Annotated in this window: 20 protein-coding genes and 1 other RNA gene; 7 read left to right on the forward strand and 14 right to left on the reverse strand. The window is 60.2% G+C overall.

Going from position 1 to position 19474, the window contains the following annotated elements; all coding sequences use genetic code 11:
* Positions 1 to 456 precede the first annotated feature (456 nt).
* From U1A24_RS19430 to U1A24_RS19455, 6 genes are all read right to left on the reverse strand, one after another.
* Positions 457 to 699: a MoaD/ThiS family protein gene (locus U1A24_RS19430; protein WP_322323638.1), complete on the reverse strand. Its 243-nt coding sequence runs from the start codon at positions 697 to 699 to the stop codon at positions 457 to 459.
* A complete protein-coding gene (locus U1A24_RS19435; protein WP_322323639.1) occupies positions 692 to 2944 on the reverse strand; it encodes a xanthine dehydrogenase family protein molybdopterin-binding subunit in 2253 nt (750 codons plus the stop codon). The genes U1A24_RS19430 and U1A24_RS19435 overlap by 8 nt, the downstream gene beginning before the upstream one ends.
* Positions 2944 to 3423: a (2Fe-2S)-binding protein gene (locus tag U1A24_RS19440; RefSeq protein WP_322323640.1), complete on the reverse strand. Its 480-nt coding sequence runs from the start codon at positions 3421 to 3423 to the stop codon at positions 2944 to 2946. Before U1A24_RS19440 ends, U1A24_RS19435 begins: the two co-directional genes overlap by 1 nt.
* Positions 3420 to 4286 (reverse strand): xanthine dehydrogenase family protein subunit M, encoded by an 867-nt coding sequence (locus U1A24_RS19445; protein ID WP_322323641.1) that lies wholly within the window; start codon positions 4284 to 4286, stop codon positions 3420 to 3422. The genes U1A24_RS19440 and U1A24_RS19445 overlap by 4 nt, the downstream gene beginning before the upstream one ends.
* A 403-nt stretch (positions 4287 to 4689) precedes the next feature.
* Complete coding sequence (locus U1A24_RS19450; protein ID WP_322323642.1) at positions 4690 to 5103, reverse strand: hypothetical protein; 414 nt, start codon at positions 5101 to 5103, stop codon at positions 4690 to 4692.
* Between the two features lie 186 nt (positions 5104 to 5289).
* A complete protein-coding gene (locus U1A24_RS19455; protein WP_322323643.1) occupies positions 5290 to 5850 on the reverse strand; it encodes a TetR/AcrR family transcriptional regulator in 561 nt (186 codons plus the stop codon).
* A gap of 253 nt (positions 5851 to 6103) precedes the next feature.
* Here U1A24_RS19455 and U1A24_RS19460 point away from each other — a divergent pair, with 253 nt between their 5' ends.
* The 3 genes from U1A24_RS19460 to U1A24_RS19470 all read left to right on the forward strand — a co-directional run bounded on the left by U1A24_RS19460 (position 6104) and on the right by U1A24_RS19470 (position 10160).
* A complete protein-coding gene (locus U1A24_RS19460; RefSeq protein WP_322323644.1) occupies positions 6104 to 7285 on the forward strand; it encodes an FAD-dependent oxidoreductase in 1182 nt (393 codons plus the stop codon).
* Between the two features lie 342 nt (positions 7286 to 7627).
* Entirely contained in the window at positions 7628 to 8473 is an 846-nt protein-coding gene (locus tag U1A24_RS19465; RefSeq protein WP_322323669.1) for a type II CAAX endopeptidase family protein, read from the forward strand.
* A gap of 265 nt (positions 8474 to 8738) precedes the next feature.
* Positions 8739 to 10160: a sodium:alanine symporter family protein gene (locus tag U1A24_RS19470; protein WP_322323645.1), complete on the forward strand. Its 1422-nt coding sequence runs from the start codon at positions 8739 to 8741 to the stop codon at positions 10158 to 10160.
* A gap of 172 nt (positions 10161 to 10332) precedes the next feature.
* Here the strand turns inward: U1A24_RS19470 and U1A24_RS19475 are convergent, their stop codons facing one another.
* The 8 genes from U1A24_RS19475 to U1A24_RS19510 form a co-directional block, all read right to left on the reverse strand.
* Positions 10333 to 10701 (reverse strand): hypothetical protein, encoded by a 369-nt coding sequence (locus tag U1A24_RS19475; RefSeq protein ID WP_322323646.1) that lies wholly within the window; start codon positions 10699 to 10701, stop codon positions 10333 to 10335.
* Between the two features lie 221 nt (positions 10702 to 10922).
* Positions 10923 to 11225: a hypothetical protein gene (locus U1A24_RS19480; RefSeq protein WP_322323647.1), complete on the reverse strand. Its 303-nt coding sequence runs from the start codon at positions 11223 to 11225 to the stop codon at positions 10923 to 10925.
* A 121-nt stretch (positions 11226 to 11346) separates the two neighbouring features.
* Entirely contained in the window at positions 11347 to 11916 is a 570-nt protein-coding gene (locus U1A24_RS19485; protein ID WP_322323648.1) for a hypothetical protein, read from the reverse strand.
* Positions 11864 to 12112, reverse strand: coding sequence for a hypothetical protein (locus U1A24_RS19490; protein WP_322323649.1), 249 nt, complete (start codon positions 12110 to 12112; stop codon positions 11864 to 11866). The genes U1A24_RS19485 and U1A24_RS19490 overlap by 53 nt, the downstream gene beginning before the upstream one ends.
* Positions 12113 to 12174: 62 nt before the next feature.
* The gene (locus tag U1A24_RS19495) at positions 12175 to 14253 is read right to left on the reverse strand and encodes a TonB-dependent receptor plug domain-containing protein (RefSeq protein WP_322323650.1); all 2079 of its coding nucleotides are present in this window, start codon (positions 14251 to 14253) and stop codon (positions 12175 to 12177) included.
* 213 nt (positions 14254 to 14466) lie between these two features.
* On the reverse strand, positions 14467 to 14769 hold the full coding sequence (locus U1A24_RS19500; RefSeq protein WP_322323651.1) for an SH3 domain-containing protein: 303 nt from the start codon (positions 14767 to 14769) through the stop codon (positions 14467 to 14469).
* Between the two features lie 846 nt (positions 14770 to 15615).
* An RNA gene (gene ffs, locus U1A24_RS19505) (signal recognition particle sRNA small type) lies at positions 15616 to 15713 on the reverse strand.
* Between the two features lie 70 nt (positions 15714 to 15783).
* Positions 15784 to 16647, reverse strand: a complete 864-nt coding sequence (locus U1A24_RS19510) for a zinc-ribbon domain-containing protein (protein ID WP_322323652.1) — start codon at positions 16645 to 16647, stop codon at positions 15784 to 15786.
* Positions 16648 to 16809: 162 nt separating this feature from the next.
* On the opposite strand from U1A24_RS19510, the gene U1A24_RS19515 reads away from it, so the two are divergent.
* The 4 genes from U1A24_RS19515 to U1A24_RS19530 are packed head-to-tail and all read left to right on the forward strand — an operon-like array spanning position 16810 to position 19458.
* A complete protein-coding gene (locus tag U1A24_RS19515; RefSeq protein WP_322323653.1) occupies positions 16810 to 17481 on the forward strand; it encodes a cell division ATP-binding protein FtsE in 672 nt (223 codons plus the stop codon).
* Positions 17478 to 18380, forward strand: coding sequence for a cell division protein FtsX (locus U1A24_RS19520; protein ID WP_322323654.1), 903 nt, complete (start codon positions 17478 to 17480; stop codon positions 18378 to 18380). The genes U1A24_RS19515 and U1A24_RS19520 overlap by 4 nt, the downstream gene beginning before the upstream one ends.
* Positions 18380 to 19120 (forward strand): lysophospholipid acyltransferase family protein, encoded by a 741-nt coding sequence (locus U1A24_RS19525; protein ID WP_322323655.1) that lies wholly within the window; start codon positions 18380 to 18382, stop codon positions 19118 to 19120. The genes U1A24_RS19520 and U1A24_RS19525 overlap by 1 nt, the downstream gene beginning before the upstream one ends.
* Positions 19117 to 19458, forward strand: a complete 342-nt coding sequence (locus U1A24_RS19530) for a TfoX/Sxy family protein (RefSeq protein ID WP_322323656.1) — start codon at positions 19117 to 19119, stop codon at positions 19456 to 19458. The genes U1A24_RS19525 and U1A24_RS19530 overlap by 4 nt, the downstream gene beginning before the upstream one ends.
* Positions 19459 to 19474: the final 16 nt, after the last annotated feature.

Here is a 19474-nt window from a genome sequence, read left to right on the forward strand (position 1 = left end):
CACAGGACTTCGCCACGCAATGGCTATGGACTTACAACAATGATCGCCCGAACACGGGCATCGGCGGCATCACACCCGCACAGAAACTGAAAATGGCCGCGTAAGTTCTACGAATGCACCCCCATTAGAAGTGGGGTGTGCCGAGCAGGAAGCTGGTGACGGAGGTCACCAAGGCCGCTGTGAAGAATGATGCCCAAGATTGCAGCAGCTCGCTCGACCTTCCAAGGCTAAACCCAACATCCGGGCTCACGGTCTGCAGGGGTGAACGAGGAGAAATGGGGAGAGATAGCTAGAGCGCGCCGCAGCAACACCTAACTGAGAGTTGTCCATACTGCGCGCCGGCCTGGCGCGCGCTATTGAAGTTTTCTCAGTATCGCCCAAACAATCTGAGCGGACACAATCGGTGAAGATGGCGGGATCTTCGGGCGAAATTTAATCGGCTACTCTATATATTGTTCAGCCACCCTTGATGCGTTGAATCACATAAACTTCGTCCGAAGCATCAATAGCGGCGAACATGTTGGTGACGATTTGACCATTCACTGACACCGAAACCCCTGATTTGATTATGGGCAGCAGGGCCGGATGCGCTTTGACGAGCGCATCCAGAATCTCGCGGACAGTGTAACCGTTGACCGAAATCACTGTCTGGTCATTGGCAAACCTACGCAGGCCCGACCAAAGGTTGATCTCAACCACGCGCGTTTGCCTTGATGGCCGCCAGAACCTTGGGCGGTGACATCGGCAGGCTGCGCAAGCGCGCACCCGTGGCGGCGGCAATCGCATTGGCCAGCGCAGGCAACGGCGGCGTGATGCCAGTTTCGCCTACCCCCCGCACCCCGTAAGGATGGCCGGGGTTCGGCACTTCGACAATCACCGTGTCGATCATCGGCAGGTCAGAGGCGACGGGAATACGGTAATCCAGGAACACTGCATTTTGCAGCCGCCCATCAGCGCCATACACATACTCCTCGTTCAGCGCCCAGCCGATGCCTTGCACAGCGCCCCCCTGATACTGGCCTTCCACATAGGCCGGATGGATCGCGCGGCCGGCATCCTGCACCACCAGATAGCGCAACACCGTGGTGCGCCCGGTTTCGGGATCAACCTCGACATCCACCACATGCGCGCCAAAGCTGGCCCCCACGCCGCCCGCCGTCACCTCATGGTGGCCCGAGATCGGCCCGCCGGTGCTGCCCATCTTGGCCCCGATTTCCGCAATGCTCATCGGCGGGAACTTCCCGGCGTTCGGCCCGGCGGGAACCGCCGCACCGTCGAGCCATTCGACAGCCTCTGCATCAATCCCCCATTCGGCGGCGGCACGGGCACACATTTGGGCAATCGCCTGCTTGGCGGCCTCAACCGCTGCCAAGCCGCTGGCAAAGGTGGCGCGGCTTCCATGCGTCGGTTCGTTCACGCCCAAAGCCCCGGTTTCGACGATATTCACCCGCACGGATTCGTAGGCGATGCCCAGCGTTTCAGCCGTCATCATCCCCAAAGATGCCCGACTGCCGCCAACGTCCGGCGTGCCGACCGACACCGTCACCGTGCCATCTTCGCCAATCGCCAAGGAAACCGAGGTCTCGCCGCCATGGTTGAACCAAAACCCCGCCGCAGCACCGCGTCCCTGATTGGGGCCAAGCGGCACCTTCAGGTTGGCATGCGCCATCGTCGCCTCTAGCGTTTCCACCAGACCGATGCGGTTGTAGGTTGGGCCGTAGCTGGCCTTCGCGCCTTCGCGCGCGGCGTTCTTCAGGCGCACCGCCAAAGGATCAAGCCCCAACTCATGGCACATCTCATCCAGCAAGCTTTCCACCGCAAAGGCCGCCATAGGCGAGCCGGGCGCGCGGTAGGCGGCGGCTTTCGGGCGGTTGGCCAGAACCTCGTAGCCTTGGTGAAACACCGCCGGGACGGTGTAGCAGGCCAGCGCACACGACAAAGCCTCACCCACCGGGGATGATCCAATGAAGGCCCCGCCCTGCATCCGAAAATTGACCGAAGCGGCGGTGATGCTGCCATCGGCCTTCATCCCCATCTTGACATCCATCGAGGCCGAAGCTGTTGGCCCGGTGGCGCGCAGCACCTCGGCGCGGCTCATCACCAGTTTCACCGGACGGCCCCCAGCTTTGCGCGACAAAGCCAGCGCCAGCGGCTCCATGAAAATCGTAGTCTTGCCGCCAAAGCCGCCGCCGATTTCCGAGGGCGTCACGCGCAGTTGCGACGCCTCGGTGCCCAGTACTGCCGAGCACATCCGGCGGATATACCACTGGCCTTGGGTGCAAACCCACATCTCACCCTTGCCATCCTCGCCCATCTGGCCAAGGCAGGCGTGGGGTTCGATATAGCCCTGATGGGTGGCTTCGGTCTTGTAGCTTTGCGCGCGCACCAGATCGGCGGCAGCAAAGCCCGCGTCCATGTCGCCATGGCCGAACTCGATATACTTCACCACATTGGGGTGCATGCCTTCCGGCACCGAATGATCTGCGGTACCTGCGCGGATCACAGGGGCGTCGGGCTGCATTGCCGCATCAACGTCGATGACATGCGGCAGCACTTCGTATTCGACCTCAACCAGCCGTGCCGCATCCTGCGCCAGAAGTTTCGAGGTGGCCGCAACGGCAGCCACCGCATGGCCGTCATACAGCGCCACATCGCCCGCAAGGGTGTTTTCCTGCAGGTTCCAATCTTCGCCGGTCAGCCCGGTGGGGAAATCGGCCCGCGTGATCACTGCCTTCACACCCTCCAACGCCAGCGCTTTCGAGGCGTCAATGCGGATGATCCGCGCATGGGCATGCGGCGAGCGCACCACGGCGGCATGCAGCATACCAGGTGCCGAAATATCTGCGCCATAGCGCGCGCGGCCCGTCACCTTGTCTAGGCCATCGGGGCGGTTGGGCCTTGTACCAACCAGACGGTAGGTGGTTTTCAGATCATCCTTCGGCATCAGTTCGCCCCCCGCATTTCAGCGCCCGCATCCATTACGGCGCGGATGATTTTGTCATAGCCGGTGCAGCGGCACAGATTGCCCGCCAGCCAATAGCGCACCTCGGTTTCGGTCGGGTCGGGGTTCTGCGTCAGCAGCGCATTAGCGGCAACCAAGATCCCCGGCGTGCAAAACCCGCATTGCAGGGCGGCATGTTCGATGAACTTACGCTGCAACGGGTGCAGGTCGGGACCGTTTGACAAGCCCTCAACCGTGGCCACCGTTTTGCCCTCGGCTTCCGCTCCCAGCACAAGGCACGAACACACCAAAACCCCGTCAAGTTGCACCGAACAAGCGCCGCAATCGCCGGTGCCACAGCCTTCCTTCGTGCCGGTCAGGCCCAACTGATCGCGCAGGCAATCCAGCAGAGTGTCGCGCGGATCGGCCAGAAACTCGACTGCATCGCCGTTCACCGTGGTGGTGACATGGATCTTGCTCATGCTGCGGCTCCTTCAGCGCGAGCGTAGGCGATGCGTGCGGCGCGTTGCACCAACACGCCCACGATGTCTTTGCGGAATGTGGCGGTACCGCGTTTATCGGATATCGGGGTGCTGGCGGAAATCGCAGCTGCGGAGAGGGCTGCCAAGGCTGCGTCGTCCAGCGTGGTGCCGATGATCGCCTGCGCGGCTGCGGGCGCCAGCAGGATCTTCGGTGCCACCGCCCCCAAGGCAATCCGCGCCTCGGTGATCTTTGACCCATCGCAGCGCAGGTTCACGGCCACGCCGACGACGGCAATGTCCATCTCGGTGCGCGGGATAAACCGCAAATAGGCATCGCCGCCCTGCGTCCCGCGCGGCGGCAATAGGATCGCGGTGATCACCTCACCCGGTTGCAGTGTGGTGCGGCTGGGGCCTGCCGGAATATTCTCAACGGCCACCTCGCGGCTGCCATTCGGCCCGATCACCGACACCTTGGCACCCGCAGCCACCATCCCCGGCACGCTGTCGGCGGCGGGGGAGCCGTTGCACAGATTACCCACCAGCGTGGCGCGGCCCTGCACTTGCGTCGAGCCGACCAGTTGCATGCCTTCGACCACACCCGGCCAATCAGCACAAACACCAGCATGCCGCCCCAGTTCCGCCCCCGAGACTGCGATGCCAATCCGCCACCCCCCTTCGTCGGTGCGGGTTATGTCCTTAACGCCGGGGATATGCTTGAGGTCGATCAGATCATCCGGTGTGACAATCGCCACGCGAAGTTGGACGAGAACATCCGTTCCGCCCGCAAGAAACCTTGTTAGCCCCGAAGCACCCGTCGCAATCGCGACAGCCTGCTCAAAGCTCTGCGGCGTGTGAAATCGCATCCTGCCTCCCTTGGAATGATGGCCTTGGCTCACAAAGAGCTAAGCCGCTCTGATTGCTGTCCGAACGTCGCATATATACTTCGTATTCTGCTGGAAGAACGTCGCATCAGCAACAGTCCTAGTCCGTGCGTTTGATCGTAGCATCGTTCTATTTCAGTTGGCTACGCAGCTTTAACTGGTCCCCCCCTGTTTTAACTCATCCCCCTGTCATTACATCGGAATGGTTTTTCCAAAGTTGAAAGGTTTATTTGGTCAAGTTACTGCGCCGTCTCGGGCTTTGGACTTGCCAATTTGGCCTCGCAAAGGACCATGACCCCGGCGATCATAGAAGCCAAGCCTGACCTAGACCCACAATTACAGCGTCTGTAGGATTTGTCGATTCAGCGAGACACCTTCTGTAATCTCAATTTTGGAGTGGGAGGGTGAGTTCGATGGCGAACAGCCCCCAGAAAAGCGGTAGCGACAGATCTAGAAAGCTGCCCTGAACCGCCGCGATGACGATGTCGGGAATTTTCCCGCCCGACACCGCACGCAAGATTCGGGTGATTCCCGACATGATGTATTGTATTGCCAACGTGGCGATGATCGGGTGCACATTGAGCCGCGTGATGACCAGAACATTGATCAGACCGACAAAGCCCGCCGCACAAATACTGCAGGAATCAGCAGGGCCGCCCAGAGAATGGATCGCCGTCGAAAAGCAGATGACCGACCCGACGGACAGATCAAGTCTGCGACAAGGTTTCCCAATCAGTTGGCCCAGCGATGCGCGCTTATGCGCTTCGCAGTGGCGTGCCCTGAAGCGGTCGTCGCTCACCGTGGTCGCGGCGAAATAGGGCCTAGAAGGTCCTTTGTGTGGACGGAATTAACGTTCACTCTAGCTGCCAAAGCAAAAGACACACCCGGCCCACACATCTGGACAGTCGCGGTATCGGGAACGCTAACGGCGATCATCCAAACCGGATGCGAGTCGATGATTTTTCTAGCAGATCACTGGATGCGTTCAATCCCTCGGAGTATCGATGATCAGGTTCTGGATTGCCGCACCGACCAGCACCGCCAGCCGGTCCGCCGGAATCGCAACCAATGGCGGAAGTTTGAGGATGTGGCGGCAAAGAGCGACGCCAAGCAGTTGCGTCGAGATCATGGCGGCGCGTTCCAATGCGCAATCCTCGGGCAAAATCGGACGCAGGACGGGCACGACCTGACGCGCGAATATCTCTCGAAGGCGCTCTGCCGCACCCTCATTTGACGCGGCCGACCGCAACAGTACGGGAAGTCCGCCGTGGCTACCGCCGTCCTCCCACATCTTGAGAAAATGCTTGGCAAGGCTCAGTCCTATGTCCAAGCGGTCTATTGAAGAGACATCAGGCAACTCAAGCGCAATGTCAGCGGCCTGAATGAAGAGCGCTTCCTTGCCGCCAAAGTATCGAACAATCAGTGCGGGGTCGATGCCCGCCTCAGCCGCAATGTCGCGAACGGTTGTTTGATCGAAGCCATTCCGGCTGAACAGCAATCTCGCCGCTGTGACGATGGTGGCACGGGTCTTGTCGGACTTTTTCACTTGGGCTGATCCCTTTCACTGCAGCGATCTCGGTTGCGTGATGCATCATCGGCAAGCAGTTCATAAAGTCAACACATGTTGACAAAATGGGGGCTTTTCAATTATGTCTACAAGCGTTGACTAATTGATTCGGACAGTTCGTCCAAAATCCAACCTAATCACCATCCGTACGAGGGCCGGCGCGCAGGGCAGTGTTCTGCGCTCGTCACTGCGTGCGCCGGACTCGCCCCTGATCATGAAAAAGGAGAATGAAATGCACCAAACTTCGACTGACGTACTGATCGTAGGCGCGGGGCCCGTTGGTATGGCCCTTGCGATCACTCTTGCCGAACAGGGCATCCGTCCCATGCTGGTGGACCGTGCGCTGACACATCAGACAACATCACGCGCCGCGGTGATCCATGCCCACACGCTGGATATTCTGGACCGCATCGGCATTGCAGGACCGATGAAATCCGAAGGCCTTCAAATTCAAAAGTTCGCATTCCGTGATCGTGATCGCATGATTGGCACGTTCCGCTTTGATCGGCTGCCGAGCAGGCACAACTATCTGCTGATGCTGCCGCAGGACCGGACGGAGGCGATCATGCTGGCAAGGCTGGCTGAGCTTGGCGTCGATGTGGTGCGAGGCGCCACCTTCTCCTCGCTGCGAGAGGAAATCGATCATGTGGTCGTGGATCTGCTAACGCCCGACGGTATCACCAAGGTTTCGGCAACCTACGTTGTCGGTGCAGACGGAATTCATAGCGAGGTCCGCAAGGCTTGCGGAATTGCCTTCGACGGCGATCAGTACGAAGGATCGTTCATCCTTGCAGATGTCAACGTCGAAGGGGCCCAGAACCGGGACGAAGTTTCGTTGTTCTTCTCACCGGCGGGGCTGGTGGTCGTTGCCCCGCTTCCCGGCGGCAGTCTTCGCATCGTCGCGACTGTGGAAGACGCCCCCGAAAAGCCGGACGCAAGCCTGATCCAATCGCTCTTGCAGGCCCGTGGCCCAACGGCCCCGAAACTTGGCAAGGTGCTGGACGTTCACTGGAGTTCCCGGTTTCGACTGCATCACCGGCTGGCTCGCAGCTACAGCAAAGGCCGCGTGTTCATCGCAGGTGATGCCGCCCATGCGCATAGCCCCGCAGGCGGTCAGGGGATGAATACCGGCATCGTTGACGCTTATACGCTGGGAAGGCTCTTGGGGCGTGTCATTGTTGGTCAGGCCGACCGCGCGAGCCTTGATAGCTACGAGGTGTTGCGTCGCCCAGCGGCAGCTGAAGTTCTCCGACTGGCGGGCCGTATGACATCCGCTGCGACCATGCGCTCGCCACTGAAGAGGGCTGTGCGCAATCTCATTCTGTCTGCCATGGCTGGCTTACCCGCAGTTCGCGAGCGGGTTGAACTGAGCCTGTCAGGTATCGCGCGCGAATCCGCGACGGTGGCCGAGTGATCGGGCAGGAAAGATCCTCTGGCCCCGACCATCCTAGGTCCGGGCCATGGCTCTTGCATATATGATTGGTGCAAACGCGCTTGCGATTGCCCAAAGACTGATTCCACCCGCAACGCACTGTTTCATGCCTGATTTCGATCCAAGCCTCCGCTGAAGGCGACATGTACCCGGATGCGGAAATTGCCCGGCCGTATTAACCGCAGCAGGCCGTGCGTGATCAGAGATCTGTATGACTTTCCTCGGGACTTTCGACTGCAGTTTGATGAGTGTCAGATAACGCTCTGACGACAGCGCAACTCACCTCCGCCCACTGCACCAAGCTGCTCAAGAATCCTCGTGTGGATGAAAGGAACTCCAATGCATACGCAATTCACATGCATACACAGGCACCAGACGCCACTGTTTTTCGCCCTGTCGCTCGTGCTGAGCTGGGTCGCTTTCGTTCCGTTCTACAACTCTGGCGGTGAAAGCATTCCATGGTTCACCTTCGGACCGGCCGTTGCCGCCATCCTGATTACGGCGCTGGCAAGCGGGTGGCGCGGCATTCGCGACCTTTTGGCTGCCGCGGTTCGCTGGCGCGTCGGCGCGATCTGGTATGGTGTCGCCCTTGGCCTGCCTTTTGGGGCGCAACTGGCATCCGTCCTGTTGAACCCGGTCGTTGGGTCTGCTGAACCCGACTGGAACGCAATCCCGCCAGCCGGGCAAATGCTGCCGATGATCCTGATTTACGCCGTGTTCAGCGGACCGGTTGGAGAAGAGATCGGCTGGCGCGGCTTTGCCTTGCCGCGATTGCTTGCCCGGTATTCCGCCTTGACCGCAAGTCTGATCCTGGGCGCGGTCTGGGCCGTCTGGCATCTGCCGCTGATCTTGGTTGATGACTTCACAGCCTACGGCGCGCTGATGCCGGTGATTGCGGCAATCGTGTTCACCTGGGTCTTCCAGAACTCCTCCGGCAGCGTTCTGTTGGCGATCCTGATGCATATTTCGCACCAGAATTCAGTGCGCTATCTTGGCCGCGTCTACAACGATGCCGACCAAGTGCAGCAGCAGTGGATTGGCGTTGTGATCTGGGCCCTCACGGTCGCGATGATTCTGGTGTTCAATGGCACCCGCAGCTTCTTGGCACGCAGTGCGCCTGCTGTAAGGGAAACCGAAATGCAGCATCCTGCTGGCGATGACCACCTGTAAAGGGCCGAGCGCATCGTGGTGGACGCGACCAACGCAAGGGGCGGAGAGTGGCTTGATATCGCTGCGGCATGGGAATGGCTGTCTGTGACTACACCCGACCTTCCAGTTCCGCATTGCATCGGGGCCAGATGAACCGGCGGACTGGGGGCTATTTCCCTTCCCATCCCAACCCCATGGAAATGCAGAAAACACTGGTGTCGCGGCAGAAAGATTCTACCTTAACGATTCCGTGGATATGGGCCACCAACTGCAAGGAGCATGTGAGATGACGACGATCATCAATTTCCTGAATACTGTCTTCTGGGGTTATGTCCTGATCTATGGGCTAATCGCAATTGGGATTTACTTCTCGATCCGGCTGCGCTTCCAGCAAGTGCTGCATTTCGGTGAGATGATCCGCTCGATCACTGCCGCGCCCGCGGGCGACAGGCAAGGCATCTCGCCCTTTCAGGCGCTATGCACCAGCCTTGCCTCGCGGGTGGGAACTGGCAATATCGCTGGCGTAGCAGTCGCCTTGGTCCTGGGCGGGCCGGGGGCGATCTTCTGGATGTGGATCGTAGCTTTCGTCGGCATGGCAACCGCCTATGCGGAATCGACTCTCGCCCAGCTCTACAAGGTAAAGGATACCAGTGATGCCACGGCGGTCTATCGCGGCGGCCCGGCCTTTTATATCGCACATGGGCTGGGACAGCCCTGGCTGGGCGGGGTATTCTCGGTCTGCCTGATCCTGTCGTTCGGGCTGGTCTTCAATGCGGTTCAAGCCAATTCCATCGCCGATGCGATGATGGGTGCCTTTGCGATCCCTAAAATCGCGACCGGGCTGTTTCTGGCGGCACTTACCGCCGTGGTGATCTTTGGCGGTATCCGCAAGATCGCCGCCGTGGCCGAATACGTCGTGCCGTTCATGGCCGGAATCTACTTGCTGGTCGCCATCATCGTTGTCCTGATGAATATCTCCGAGGTGCCCGCGATGCTGTGGCACATTATTTCGAACGCCTTCGGCCTGACCGAGGCAGCGGGCGGCGTGACCGGCGGGGTTGCTGCAGCCATGCTGAACGGGGTCAAACGTGGCCTCTTCTCGAACGAGGCAGGCATGGGCTCGGCCCCGAACATCGCGGCGGCGGCGACGCCCAACCCGCACCACCCGTCCAGCCAGGGCTTTGTGCAGGCCCTCGGCGTCTTTATTGACACGATCCTGATCTGCACCTGCACGGCGCTGATGATCCTGCTGTCCGGCGTCTATACACCGGGTGGCGAACTGACGGGCACGCAACTGACTCAAGCTGCCCTTAGCGACCATATCGGCACGGTCGGCCCTTGGTTCGTAGCGGTTGCGATCTTCTTCTTCGCGTTCACCTCGATCATCGGCAACTACGCCTATTCCGAAATGGCACTGTCCTACCTGGGCATCGGCAACAAGGCCGGTCTGATGACCCTGCGCGTCGCGGTTCTGGTCATGGTGGTCTGGGGGGCACTGCAGGCCGTCGCCACGGTGTTCGATCTTGCCGATGCCTCGATGGGACTGATGGCAACAATCAACCTGATCGCGATCCTCGCGCTTTCAGGAACGGTGGTCGCCCTGACGCGGAACTATTTTGAACAGCGTCGCGCCGGAGTAGAGCCCAAGTTCCGCGCAGCCGATCACCCCGCGATCTCGAAAGGCGTTGACCACGAGATCTGGGACTGAGCACCAAAAGCCCAACCTACCGCGTCGCAAGGTGGGTTGGGCTGTCTTGTCTTGCCGGAGTGCATTCTAGTTCTGCATTTAACTCGGTTTTGTCCGCGGCGGTGTGCACGGACACCACTCTAAACGAACCTCTTTGTGGCGGCCCCTTTAGCCGATATGCCGGATCTTCAGATCAGTTTGAGGAATAACCGAACAAGCAAGCACGCGACCGGTTGCTGGTGAGCCGGCTAGAATGTCGCGCGCTTGACCTTCGATTATTTCGACTGAACACAGAGTACAACCGCCAGCGGCATTGGCTGTCTGGTGCAACCTTGCCCTGCTCCAGCGCTTCCAGCAACGAACCGATCGGGCCGGGCCGGAAGCTGTGATTGCCCAATGAAATCGTGGTCCCGAGATCTTCGGCAACAAGCGCCAGTGAAAATGCCTCGATGTACAACCGATCCTCTGGAAAGCCGCCCGCCAGCAGGCCAAGACGTAGGTCTTGGGTCAGGGCATCGCCTGCGCAGATCATGATATGGGTGTCAGGTCCAACCTGCGCCATTATCTCCGCAACACTTGGGCGCTGCTGGCTGCTGGTGGCGCGGGGAAGATAACGGAAGCCGAAACGGTAAGAGGCCCGACGCACCAGCGAACTGCTCCACAGCTATTCGGCAGGGTCGCGTGCAGTATGATGCAGAGTGATTGGTGCTGGCCACTTGCGGGCAGCACGTTCCAGCGTCAGCGCCCGGAACGATGTTATCCCGATGCCGCCTGCCACGAGGATCAGCGGTGCGCGCGGGTAAGGGTCGGTGGAGTGGCCCTCCGGGGCAGAGACCGCCAGCCGACAGAATAGCTTGGCACTTCTGTGCAGCGCACCACTGGCTTCAGCATTCTTGCGAATGGCGAGGCAGTAGAACAGCGGACGGCGCGACCAGCCAGTGAATAGGCCCGCTTTAACTGGCGGCCATCGGGCATGGCGACGATGACCACCACATGCTGACCAGCCGCAAAGCGCGGCAGCATCAGCGGCCAACCAACCAGCCACAGCCGAAACACCTCTGTTGTCGGATCGTCACGCCAGATCACCATCAGGCGCAAACCAGCAGCGGCCCTCTCGGCGGTTTGCCTGCTCCAAAGTGCAGCCAGACCCCTGCAAGGTGCCACAGCCCAAAGGCGGCGGGCAATCCGATCAGTAGCAGCGCAAGGACTAACCCGATAACTCGGCGGACAAAACCAGCGGTTGCGCACGAGGAGCAAGCTTGGCTTCGGCCAGACGCGCCTTTGCCTTTTCAGACCGCCGCCAGATCACAATGCCGGTGATGCCCAGCAAAACCATGGCCCCGCCGACGACGTCGATCCAGATCCATTCCCACGTCTTGCCAAAGAAGAACTTGCCCGTATGCAAATCCATCACCAGTTTTTCCAACGTGTAGGGTGGCGGCGTCGCACCTGCCATGCCTTCCGCCAGCGGGGCACCAAAAGCTGTGTCAGGCCGGGCGATGCCATAGGCCGTGACCCGCCAGACGCCTTCATCAGAGGTGGCAAGAAAGCCATCATCCTCGCGTGACAGGCTGCGGAAATCCCCCTGTGCCAACTGCACCCATTTGTCGGGCGCAGACTGCAGGAACAGGCCTTCCTTCGCTGCTGCAATCAATGCGCCACTGTCTATCCGGTCAATGTCGCGCAAATCGTACGGCAAGCCCGCAACAACTGGCGCAGCGCGGTCAACCGACCGCATCAGGCCGTATTTCGTCGCATACAGCACGGCACCCATCATGGTCGGTTGCGCCCCCCCACACATCGTAGCGCAGCATCAGCGACTTTGCCTCGGCTGTGTCGGCAGCCAACGGCAGATGCACTTTCTTTGTGCCCAAACTATCGTGGTGGGCAATCAATATGGCGGTTCCACCCACGATCAGGGTCGGGACGATCAGCAGGACAGAGGCCAAGGTGTGGATCTTGCGAAGGTTCATGATTGCCTCGATGCAGGGTTTCGGGGATTAGCGCCACGGCTTCAGCGCTCGGGGTTCAGACTTCAAAAGCGTTTGGTAAGACCGACCGAGATCAGCGAAGGCCCGGCCTCTCGTTCAACATCGCCATTCGCCTTGCGCTTCACGCGCTCGGTTTTCAGCAGATTTTCACCCATCAGGTAAACCTGCGTGCCATTGTCAAAGGTGTAAGAGGCTTTCAGATTCAGCGTCAGTTCACTGTCGCGCACCTCGTCACCGTTGTCGCCCGCCGATCTGATCTCCCCGGCATAGCCAGCTGATGCCATCAGCGACAGCGCGTCGGTCGGGTTGTGCCATTCCACGAAGACGTCACCCCAGACTTCCGGCCGCTCTTTGAACGCCCGCGTGGTGTTCGTCTCGGCAACATACAGCTTGGAACCCGCGAAGTTCTGGTTCGACCCCAGGGTGAAGCCGCTCCAGATCGGGCTGGCGAGGTGGTCAAAACTCACACGCTGCGTCAAGGATATGCCGGTCGTCGTGCCGTTGCCGACATTTTGCGGCGACACCAGCGTGTTGCCGCTGGCGTCGGTGCCAAAGGCCATATCTTCGATCACGCCCTTGATATTGCGATGCCAGACGCCAAACACCAACTCTGCCCGGTCACCTTTATAGGTCAGGTCAAGATCGTAGGGATTGGCGCGCTGCGGATCGAGATCGGGATTGCCGACTGTCGTGGTGCCACCGCTCGTCGTGGAAAACGGCGAAAGTTGGTCGAACTTTGGCCTGTTTACAGATTTGCCAACCCCGCCCGACAGCAGCCACGCGTCATTGATCTGCCAAGTGGCGACAAGCGACGGCAGAACGTCGCGCGCGGCCCCACCCGAACGGGCACCCGATGTCGGATCATGCCCATCAAGGCGATTGTATTCGTAGCGCAGGCCCGGCTTGAGGGTGACGTCGCCCCGTTTGAAATCGCCCATGACAAAAGCCACAGCATATTCCTCGTCAAGGATGTAGCGATCCTTGCCAGTGGCGGGAACGCCGTTCTTGTCCTTGTCTTTGGTGCGGTGTTTGTCGCGATACGCCAGTCCGAACTTCACTTTACCGTCAAGCGCGCCCAGAGATACCGGGACTTTCGCATCCAGTTCGAGACTATGATTGTCGTCGACCTTGTGTTCGGTTTCAGTTTCCGTTGCCTGCAACGAGCCGTCAGCACGATAGGTGGATTTCTGCTTTTTCTTATCTTCTTCGCCGCGCATCAGTGCGGCGCGCGCCTCAACCTCAACGGTTCCGAATGTCTCGGCCCAAGACAGCGTCGCGCCCTGAGTCTGTTTGATTTTGTCTTCTTGCTCGGCCTCAGAACCAGTCGCCACCCCTGCCGCGTTGAATTTCTGCTTGGTCTTATCCTTCGTTTCATTTTGCCACAGCCAAATCGGCTTGAAACGGAAGGTGCCTGCATCGGTGCCAAGCATCACGTCACTTAGAAACTCACGCGAGGTGATCGGCTTGATCTCGTTTTCGGTTTCGGAACTGCCATTGCTGGCAGTTTTGACTTTGTCTTTCGATCCGCCATCACGGGAAAAGCTCAAAACTGCCTGCGCGCCGAAATCAGGGGTGATCATGCCGCCGATGTGGCCGGAAAGCCCATAGGTGTTTACCCCATCCGATCCGTTTCCGGCACTGATTGACACGTTGCGGGTCGGCGTTTCTGGAATGTCCTTGGTATTCAGGATGATCTTGCCTGCAATGCCGTCGGCCTCCATATCGGCCGTCTTGGCGCGCACAACTTCGACTGAATCGACCATGGCAGCGGGAAAACGGTCCAGGTTGAACTCGCGCTTCTCACCGCCATCGGGCGGCTGAAGCCCGTCGACCACGGTCCGGGTATATTCCTTGTCCAGACCCAACACACGGGCGTCTTTGTCTTCGCCGGGACCACCGCCAGTCAAGACAGAAGGCAAACGCTTGACCAGCGTGTTGGCCCGCGCGCCAGTGGGCAGGCGGTCGAACTGGCTTTGATCCAGCGTGGCACCCGGCATCTCACCGCATCCAATGCCCCGCCCGACACAGACGGGACGTGTGTCGTCATTCGATCTTTCGACATCCAACGGCACGCAGTTGGCGACCGATGCTCCGTTCAGAATGATGGTGCCAAGCGGAATCACGGCGGGATCGGTGGGGGCGATGTCCTGTGACTAGCCAGCGACTGCCGGAAGGCAAAACGCCGAAGTCAGCATAGTCTACGCATTTATCCCTCAGTGACCTTTGCGGTCATCCATGGTTTGGCGTTAGCTATTTGGCTGACGCAGTGATCTGGCATTCTTGCGTCGCAGTATTTTTGTCAAAAATTAATTCAGCGAGAGCTGGCCACCCTCCAATCACTTCTCCCGCAGGTATGACGAAGACACATATCCCTTCAATGCTGGTGCCTGTTCTAACGAGACCTTACACCAGCGGGTGCCACCGATCAGCTGACAACTGTTGACCCGCACCACGGCGCCGTTAGGCAGGCCTACGATGACAATGTAGCCAATTCCGGGGCCTGCACGCATCTTCAGCATGTCATCGTTTTTGACACCATACACCTCGTAGCGTTCACGCCAGCCAGCCGCAGCAGGTTCAGCGCTAAGTCCTGCTGAAAGCGCACCCGCCACCAGCGCAACAAGAACTGTTCTGAGCATCCCTGTCTCCTTTTCTCTAGCTTTCAAATCAAAAATAGGAAGTTAGCCTGCCAAACTGCCAAAGGGAACGATCAGCAGACTACAAAAATCGGTGGCATGTGACGTTGCCTCCAGGTGCCTTGGCCAGCGCCGGAGTCGAAATAAGACCGCGGGCTGGCCGACTAGCAAAACTGGTTGACCGCATAAACTGGCTCTGTTTGGTCCCCGGCGATGAGGCATCGGGGAAAATATCGGTAATCGCCGCCATCAGGCTACAATGGGTTTTGCAGGCAGGCCAAAGCGCAGCGTCGATCTGCTAAACACGCCATGCTGGCGCGCGCCGCGCCATTACTGCGCGCGATAGACCCCAAGCTGCGCAGTTCAATCAGCGGTGGGGCGCAGGCGAGTTTGGCGTCTGACACGATACCCAAAGCGGGAGGCCTCCAGGTTGGCCTACATCTCGATTGATGAGCTGCGAGAAGGCTCGTGTTGCGCTCACAAGGTATTATTTCAGCCAGCGACCTTGCCGAATTGCAGGAACGCGGCCCGGTGGCGGACACCAATGGCCTGTTTTTTGACCCGACACGGCAAAGCCCTTGATCTTCCGCTGAGCCGACGCACGATCACGCTTGGATTGGAGTATCTGCGACTGGATTGGAGTATCTGCGACAGACCTACACCGTGGCCCTTGCGGCAGAATTCTCAATACTGGAGGCGATGAAAGGCTTTCTTGCCAGCGGAGTTGCACTTGTTCTGATCATCGACGGCGACACTGCCATCGCGTTGTTAAACGGGAGTGATCCGGGAGCCACCATACACATGTGGCCTGCCTATCGGTTGGCACGACGCGCAGGAGTGCATGGCACAAGGTGAGAGGCTGACAACGACCCAAGCGGGGCTCGTTACGGCTGCTTCCTTCCGGACCTGACCGGGTTGGCGAGGCGCTTACCCGCGCCAACCTCTCAAGGTCGATATAAGGCTGCGCAATTGGATTCGCAAGGCTTTGCGCAACAGAAGGCAGCCGCCGTTACGCTATCAGTATTGACCGCCTGCCAAGCCGTGCAAAAAGCCGATTGCTGATTTCAGCATTGAATCCACCCACAGCCGCCCGACATCCATCGTCGAGACGAAGGCCTGCAAAGCCCCCGCCGCCGCCGGGAATTGTTGCTCTAGTTTCGGGGCCATCACATAGACCAACAGCAAAGCTACTGCGAGCACCAGCATCAGCACGAACCCCGAGCGGAAGCCGGATTTCTTCGTGTCATCATCATCCATCGTCTCGGAAATCGCCGCCGCCTGACCCGAACGCTTTTCGCTGCTGGCGCGCAGGGTTGAGTTGATTTCCTCAATCTCGGGCAGCATTTCACGCCGGGTTTGAGGTTTCACCACCACCTCGGGTTCGCCCTTCATGCGTGCCAGACGCCGGGCAACCGCACCCATTCCGCCCGCAGCCGGTGCCTCCAGCCCCAGCTCGGTTTGGGTTTCCACCACCGGCGCTTCCACCTTGCGGGCCTCTACCTCGCGCTCGGCCTCTTCGCGCAGCACCGCCAGCACGCTTTCGTCAATGCTGCGCGGGGCGGGTGCAGGGCTGATCGGCTCTGGCGCCGGGGGCGCGGGTTCAAGCGGGGCCGGATCGGGGCCTTCAGGTTCAGGATTTACCGGATCAGTCTTGTCCGTGTCTGACACGGGCAGATCGGCTGCCACAGCCGCAGGCTGGATGTCTGCGCGCGGCGGGGCATCAAACAACGCTTCTTCTGCCGCCAGTTCAGCCTCTACTTCGGGCGAGAGCTGAAACCAGGCATGGCCACAGTTCGAGCATTGCACATCGCGCCCCCCATCGGGGATCGCGGCCGCATCAACCTCATATTCCGCATCGCAATTCGGGCAAACTAGACGCATTTTTGGGGTCCGGGGTCATTTCTGAGAGGCAGGCTCGTAACTTGTAGCAATGAAGGAAACATTCTGGAAGCCTTTGTGGCAAAACTTGGACCGAAGCGATTGAATCCGTTGCCACCTTGGGCAATGGTGCAACGCAATGCGGCCCAAACAGGATGAAACCCGGTGATTGCCTTCGACAATGTGGCCTATACCTACGGTGGGGGCGAATTGCTGTCCGAGATTTCGCTGCGCCTTACCCCCGGCTCGTTTCATTTCCTGACAGGGCCATCGGGGGCGGGCAAATCCACCTTCCTGAAGCTATGTTATGGCGAGCTGTTGCCCAGCGCTGGCCGCATCTCCCTGTTCGACCGCGAAGTGCGCAGCCTCAGCCGGGATGAGATCGCCCTGACCCGCCGTCGCATTGGCATGGTGCAGCAGGATTGCCAGTTTCTCGATCATCTGCCGCTGGCCGCCAATGTCGCCTTGCCGCTGAGGGTAGCAGGCAAAGCGTCTTCGCCGCAGGATTTGACCGATCTGCTCGGCTGGGTTGGCTTGGGGCAGTTGGCAGATGCTTTGCCACCCTCTTTGTCGGGGGGGGAGCGGCAACGCGCCGCATTGGCCCGTGCCATCATCATCGGCCCCGATGTGGTGCTGGCGGATGAGCCTACGGGCAACCTCGACTGGGAGATGTCGCTGCGGCTGCTGAGCCTGTTGGTGGAACTGAACCGCATGGGCAAAACCGTGTTGATCGCCACGCATGATCTCAATCTGATCCGTCAGGCGAAAAGCCAGATCGCCGCACGCGTGCTGCGGATTTCCAAGCGCCGAGTGCAACTGGCGGGGGCCGATCTGTGAGCCTCTTGTCGCTGATCATCCCCGATCGTCAGGCCGACAGGCAGGCTGATCGCGTGGTGCCGCCCTCGGGCCACACCGCTTGGCTGACCTCGTTCACTGCAGGGGCGATGGCATTTCTGGCGGTGTTTGCACTGGCCTTGTCGCTGGCTGCAGGGCGTCTGGCGGATCGCTGGTCAGACGCGCTGGAACGCACCGCAACAGTGCGGCTGTCCGCGCCCGAAGATCAGATGGATCTGCAAACCAAAGCGGTGCTGGCGGTGTTGTCCACAACCCCCGGCATCGCGGCGGCCCGCGCCATGACCGATGCCGAACAGCGCGCCTTGCTCGAGCCTTGGTTTGGCCCCGATCTGCCCGTCGATGCCCTGCCACTGCCGCGCCTGATCGAGCTGACCGAGACCGGTCAAGGCTATGACGACGAGGGCCTGCGGCAACGCTTGGCGGCCGAGGCCCCGGGTGCTGTGCTGGACGATCACACCCGCTGGCGCAGGCCGCTGGCTGTGGCGGCGGGGCGGTTGCGGCTGTTGGGGTTGCTGTCGATCAGCCTGATCGGTGCCGCGACGGCGGCGATGATCACTTTGGCCGCCAGTGCGGCGCTGGCCGCCAACGCGCAGGTCGTCCGGGTGTTGCGGCAGGTGGGCGCGCGCGATGCCTATATCGCCCGCGCCTTCGTGCGCCGCTTCACTCTGCGCGCGATTTCGGGCGCTGCCGCTGGCACCCTGCTGGGGATGATCGGCGTGGCGCTGCTGCCGTCGACAGATACGGCGGGCGGCTTTCTGACCGGGCTTGGCTTTCAGGGCGCTGGATGGCTTTATCCATTGATGCTGCCGCCCTTGGTGGCCGTTGTGGCCTTCATTGCCACCCGAGCCGCCGCATTCCGCAAACTCCGGGAGCTGACCTGATGCCCAAACCCATCCAATGGCTGCTGTCGCTGGTGTTCATCGTTCAGATGTATCTGGCAATGGCGGTGATCGGGTTGATCTATCTGCCCTATGCGCTGATCAACCGCGATGGCGCGGTCGCCGCCTGCCATGCCTTTTGTGCCTGGGTCCGCTTCAGCCTGCGCCTGCTTTGCCGCCTGCGCACCGAAGTGCGGGGGGAAGTGCCGCAAACCGAGGTGCTGATCGCCCCCAAGCACCAAAGCTTCCTTGATATCATCCTGATCTATGGCGCCCTGCCCCGCGCCAAATTCATCATGAAAGCCGAGTTGCGCTTCGCCCCGATCCTGGGCTGGTATGCGTTGCGCATCGGCTGCGTTCCGGTCAATCGCGGCAAACGCGGAGCGGCGATCACCCAGATGATGGCGGATGTCAAATCCGGCCTTGCCCGCCCCGGCCAGCTGATCATCTATCCGCAAGGCACCCGCGTCGCGCCGGGCGAGATGCTACCCTACAAGATCGGCACCGCAGCGCTTTATAGCCAGCTGGGTCAACCCTGTGTGCCGGTCGGAGCCAATGTCGGGCTGTTCTGGCCAAAACGCGGCATTTTGCGCCACCCTGGGCTGGCGGTGGTCGAGTTCCTGCCTGCCATCCCACCCGGCCTCTCGAACGCCGCCTTCATGGCTTTGCTGGAAACACGGGTCGAGACCTCCTCCAACGCGCTGTTGGCAGAAGCAGGCTACCGTGCGGCGGGCCACGCATGAGCACCGCACCCGCCACCATCGACCATATGCTCGACACCATCCCGCTGACGCTGACGGTAAAGAAGATGTTCGGCGAATATGCGCTGTATCTTAACGGCATCGTGGTGGCCTTCGTCTGCGACGATACTTTGTTCATCAAACCCACCCCCGGCGCGCAGGCAGTGCTGCCGGATGCCGAACGCGGCCCCGCCTATCCCGGCAGCAAAGACTACATCATCGGCTCTGAAGCCCTCGACGACCCCGAACTCTGCGCCCGCGCCCTGCGCGCGGTGGCCGCAGATGCCCCACCACCGAAGCCGAAGAAACCGAAAGCTGCCAAGAAACCCAAAGCGACCTGACACTCTAACTCTTAAC

Origin of the sequence: Cypionkella sp. (assembly GCF_034376685.1) — a bacterium.
GTDB lineage: Bacteria > Pseudomonadota > Alphaproteobacteria > Rhodobacterales > Rhodobacteraceae > Cypionkella.

Coding starts and splice junctions, on each gene's coding strand:
- U1A24_RS19435 (WP_322323639.1), bottom strand. CDS start 2,944: ATGCCGAAGGATGATCTGAAAACCACCTACCGTCTGGTTGGTACAAGG.
- U1A24_RS19440 (WP_322323640.1), bottom strand. CDS start 3,423: ATGAGCAAGATCCATGTCACCACCACGGTGAACGGCGATGCAGTCGAG.
- U1A24_RS19445 (WP_322323641.1), bottom strand. CDS start 4,286: ATGCGATTTCACACGCCGCAGAGCTTTGAGCAGGCTGTCGCGATTGCG.
- U1A24_RS19460 (WP_322323644.1), top strand. CDS start 6,104: ATGCACCAAACTTCGACTGACGTACTGATCGTAGGCGCGGGGCCCGTT.
- U1A24_RS19465 (WP_322323669.1), top strand. CDS start 7,628: ATGAAAGGAACTCCAATGCATACGCAATTCACATGCATACACAGGCAC.
- U1A24_RS19470 (WP_322323645.1), top strand. CDS start 8,739: ATGACGACGATCATCAATTTCCTGAATACTGTCTTCTGGGGTTATGTC.
- U1A24_RS19475 (WP_322323646.1), bottom strand. CDS start 10,701: ATGGCGCAGGTTGGACCTGACACCCATATCATGATCTGCGCAGGCGAT.
- U1A24_RS19485 (WP_322323648.1), bottom strand. CDS start 11,916: ATGATGGGTGCCGTGCTGTATGCGACGAAATACGGCCTGATGCGGTCG.
- U1A24_RS19490 (WP_322323649.1), bottom strand. CDS start 12,112: ATGAACCTTCGCAAGATCCACACCTTGGCCTCTGTCCTGCTGATCGTC.
- U1A24_RS19500 (WP_322323651.1), bottom strand. CDS start 14,769: ATGCTCAGAACAGTTCTTGTTGCGCTGGTGGCGGGTGCGCTTTCAGCA.
- U1A24_RS19510 (WP_322323652.1), bottom strand. CDS start 16,647: ATGCGTCTAGTTTGCCCGAATTGCGATGCGGAATATGAGGTTGATGCG.
- U1A24_RS19525 (WP_322323655.1), top strand. CDS start 18,380: ATGCCCAAACCCATCCAATGGCTGCTGTCGCTGGTGTTCATCGTTCAG.
- U1A24_RS19530 (WP_322323656.1), top strand. CDS start 19,117: ATGAGCACCGCACCCGCCACCATCGACCATATGCTCGACACCATCCCG.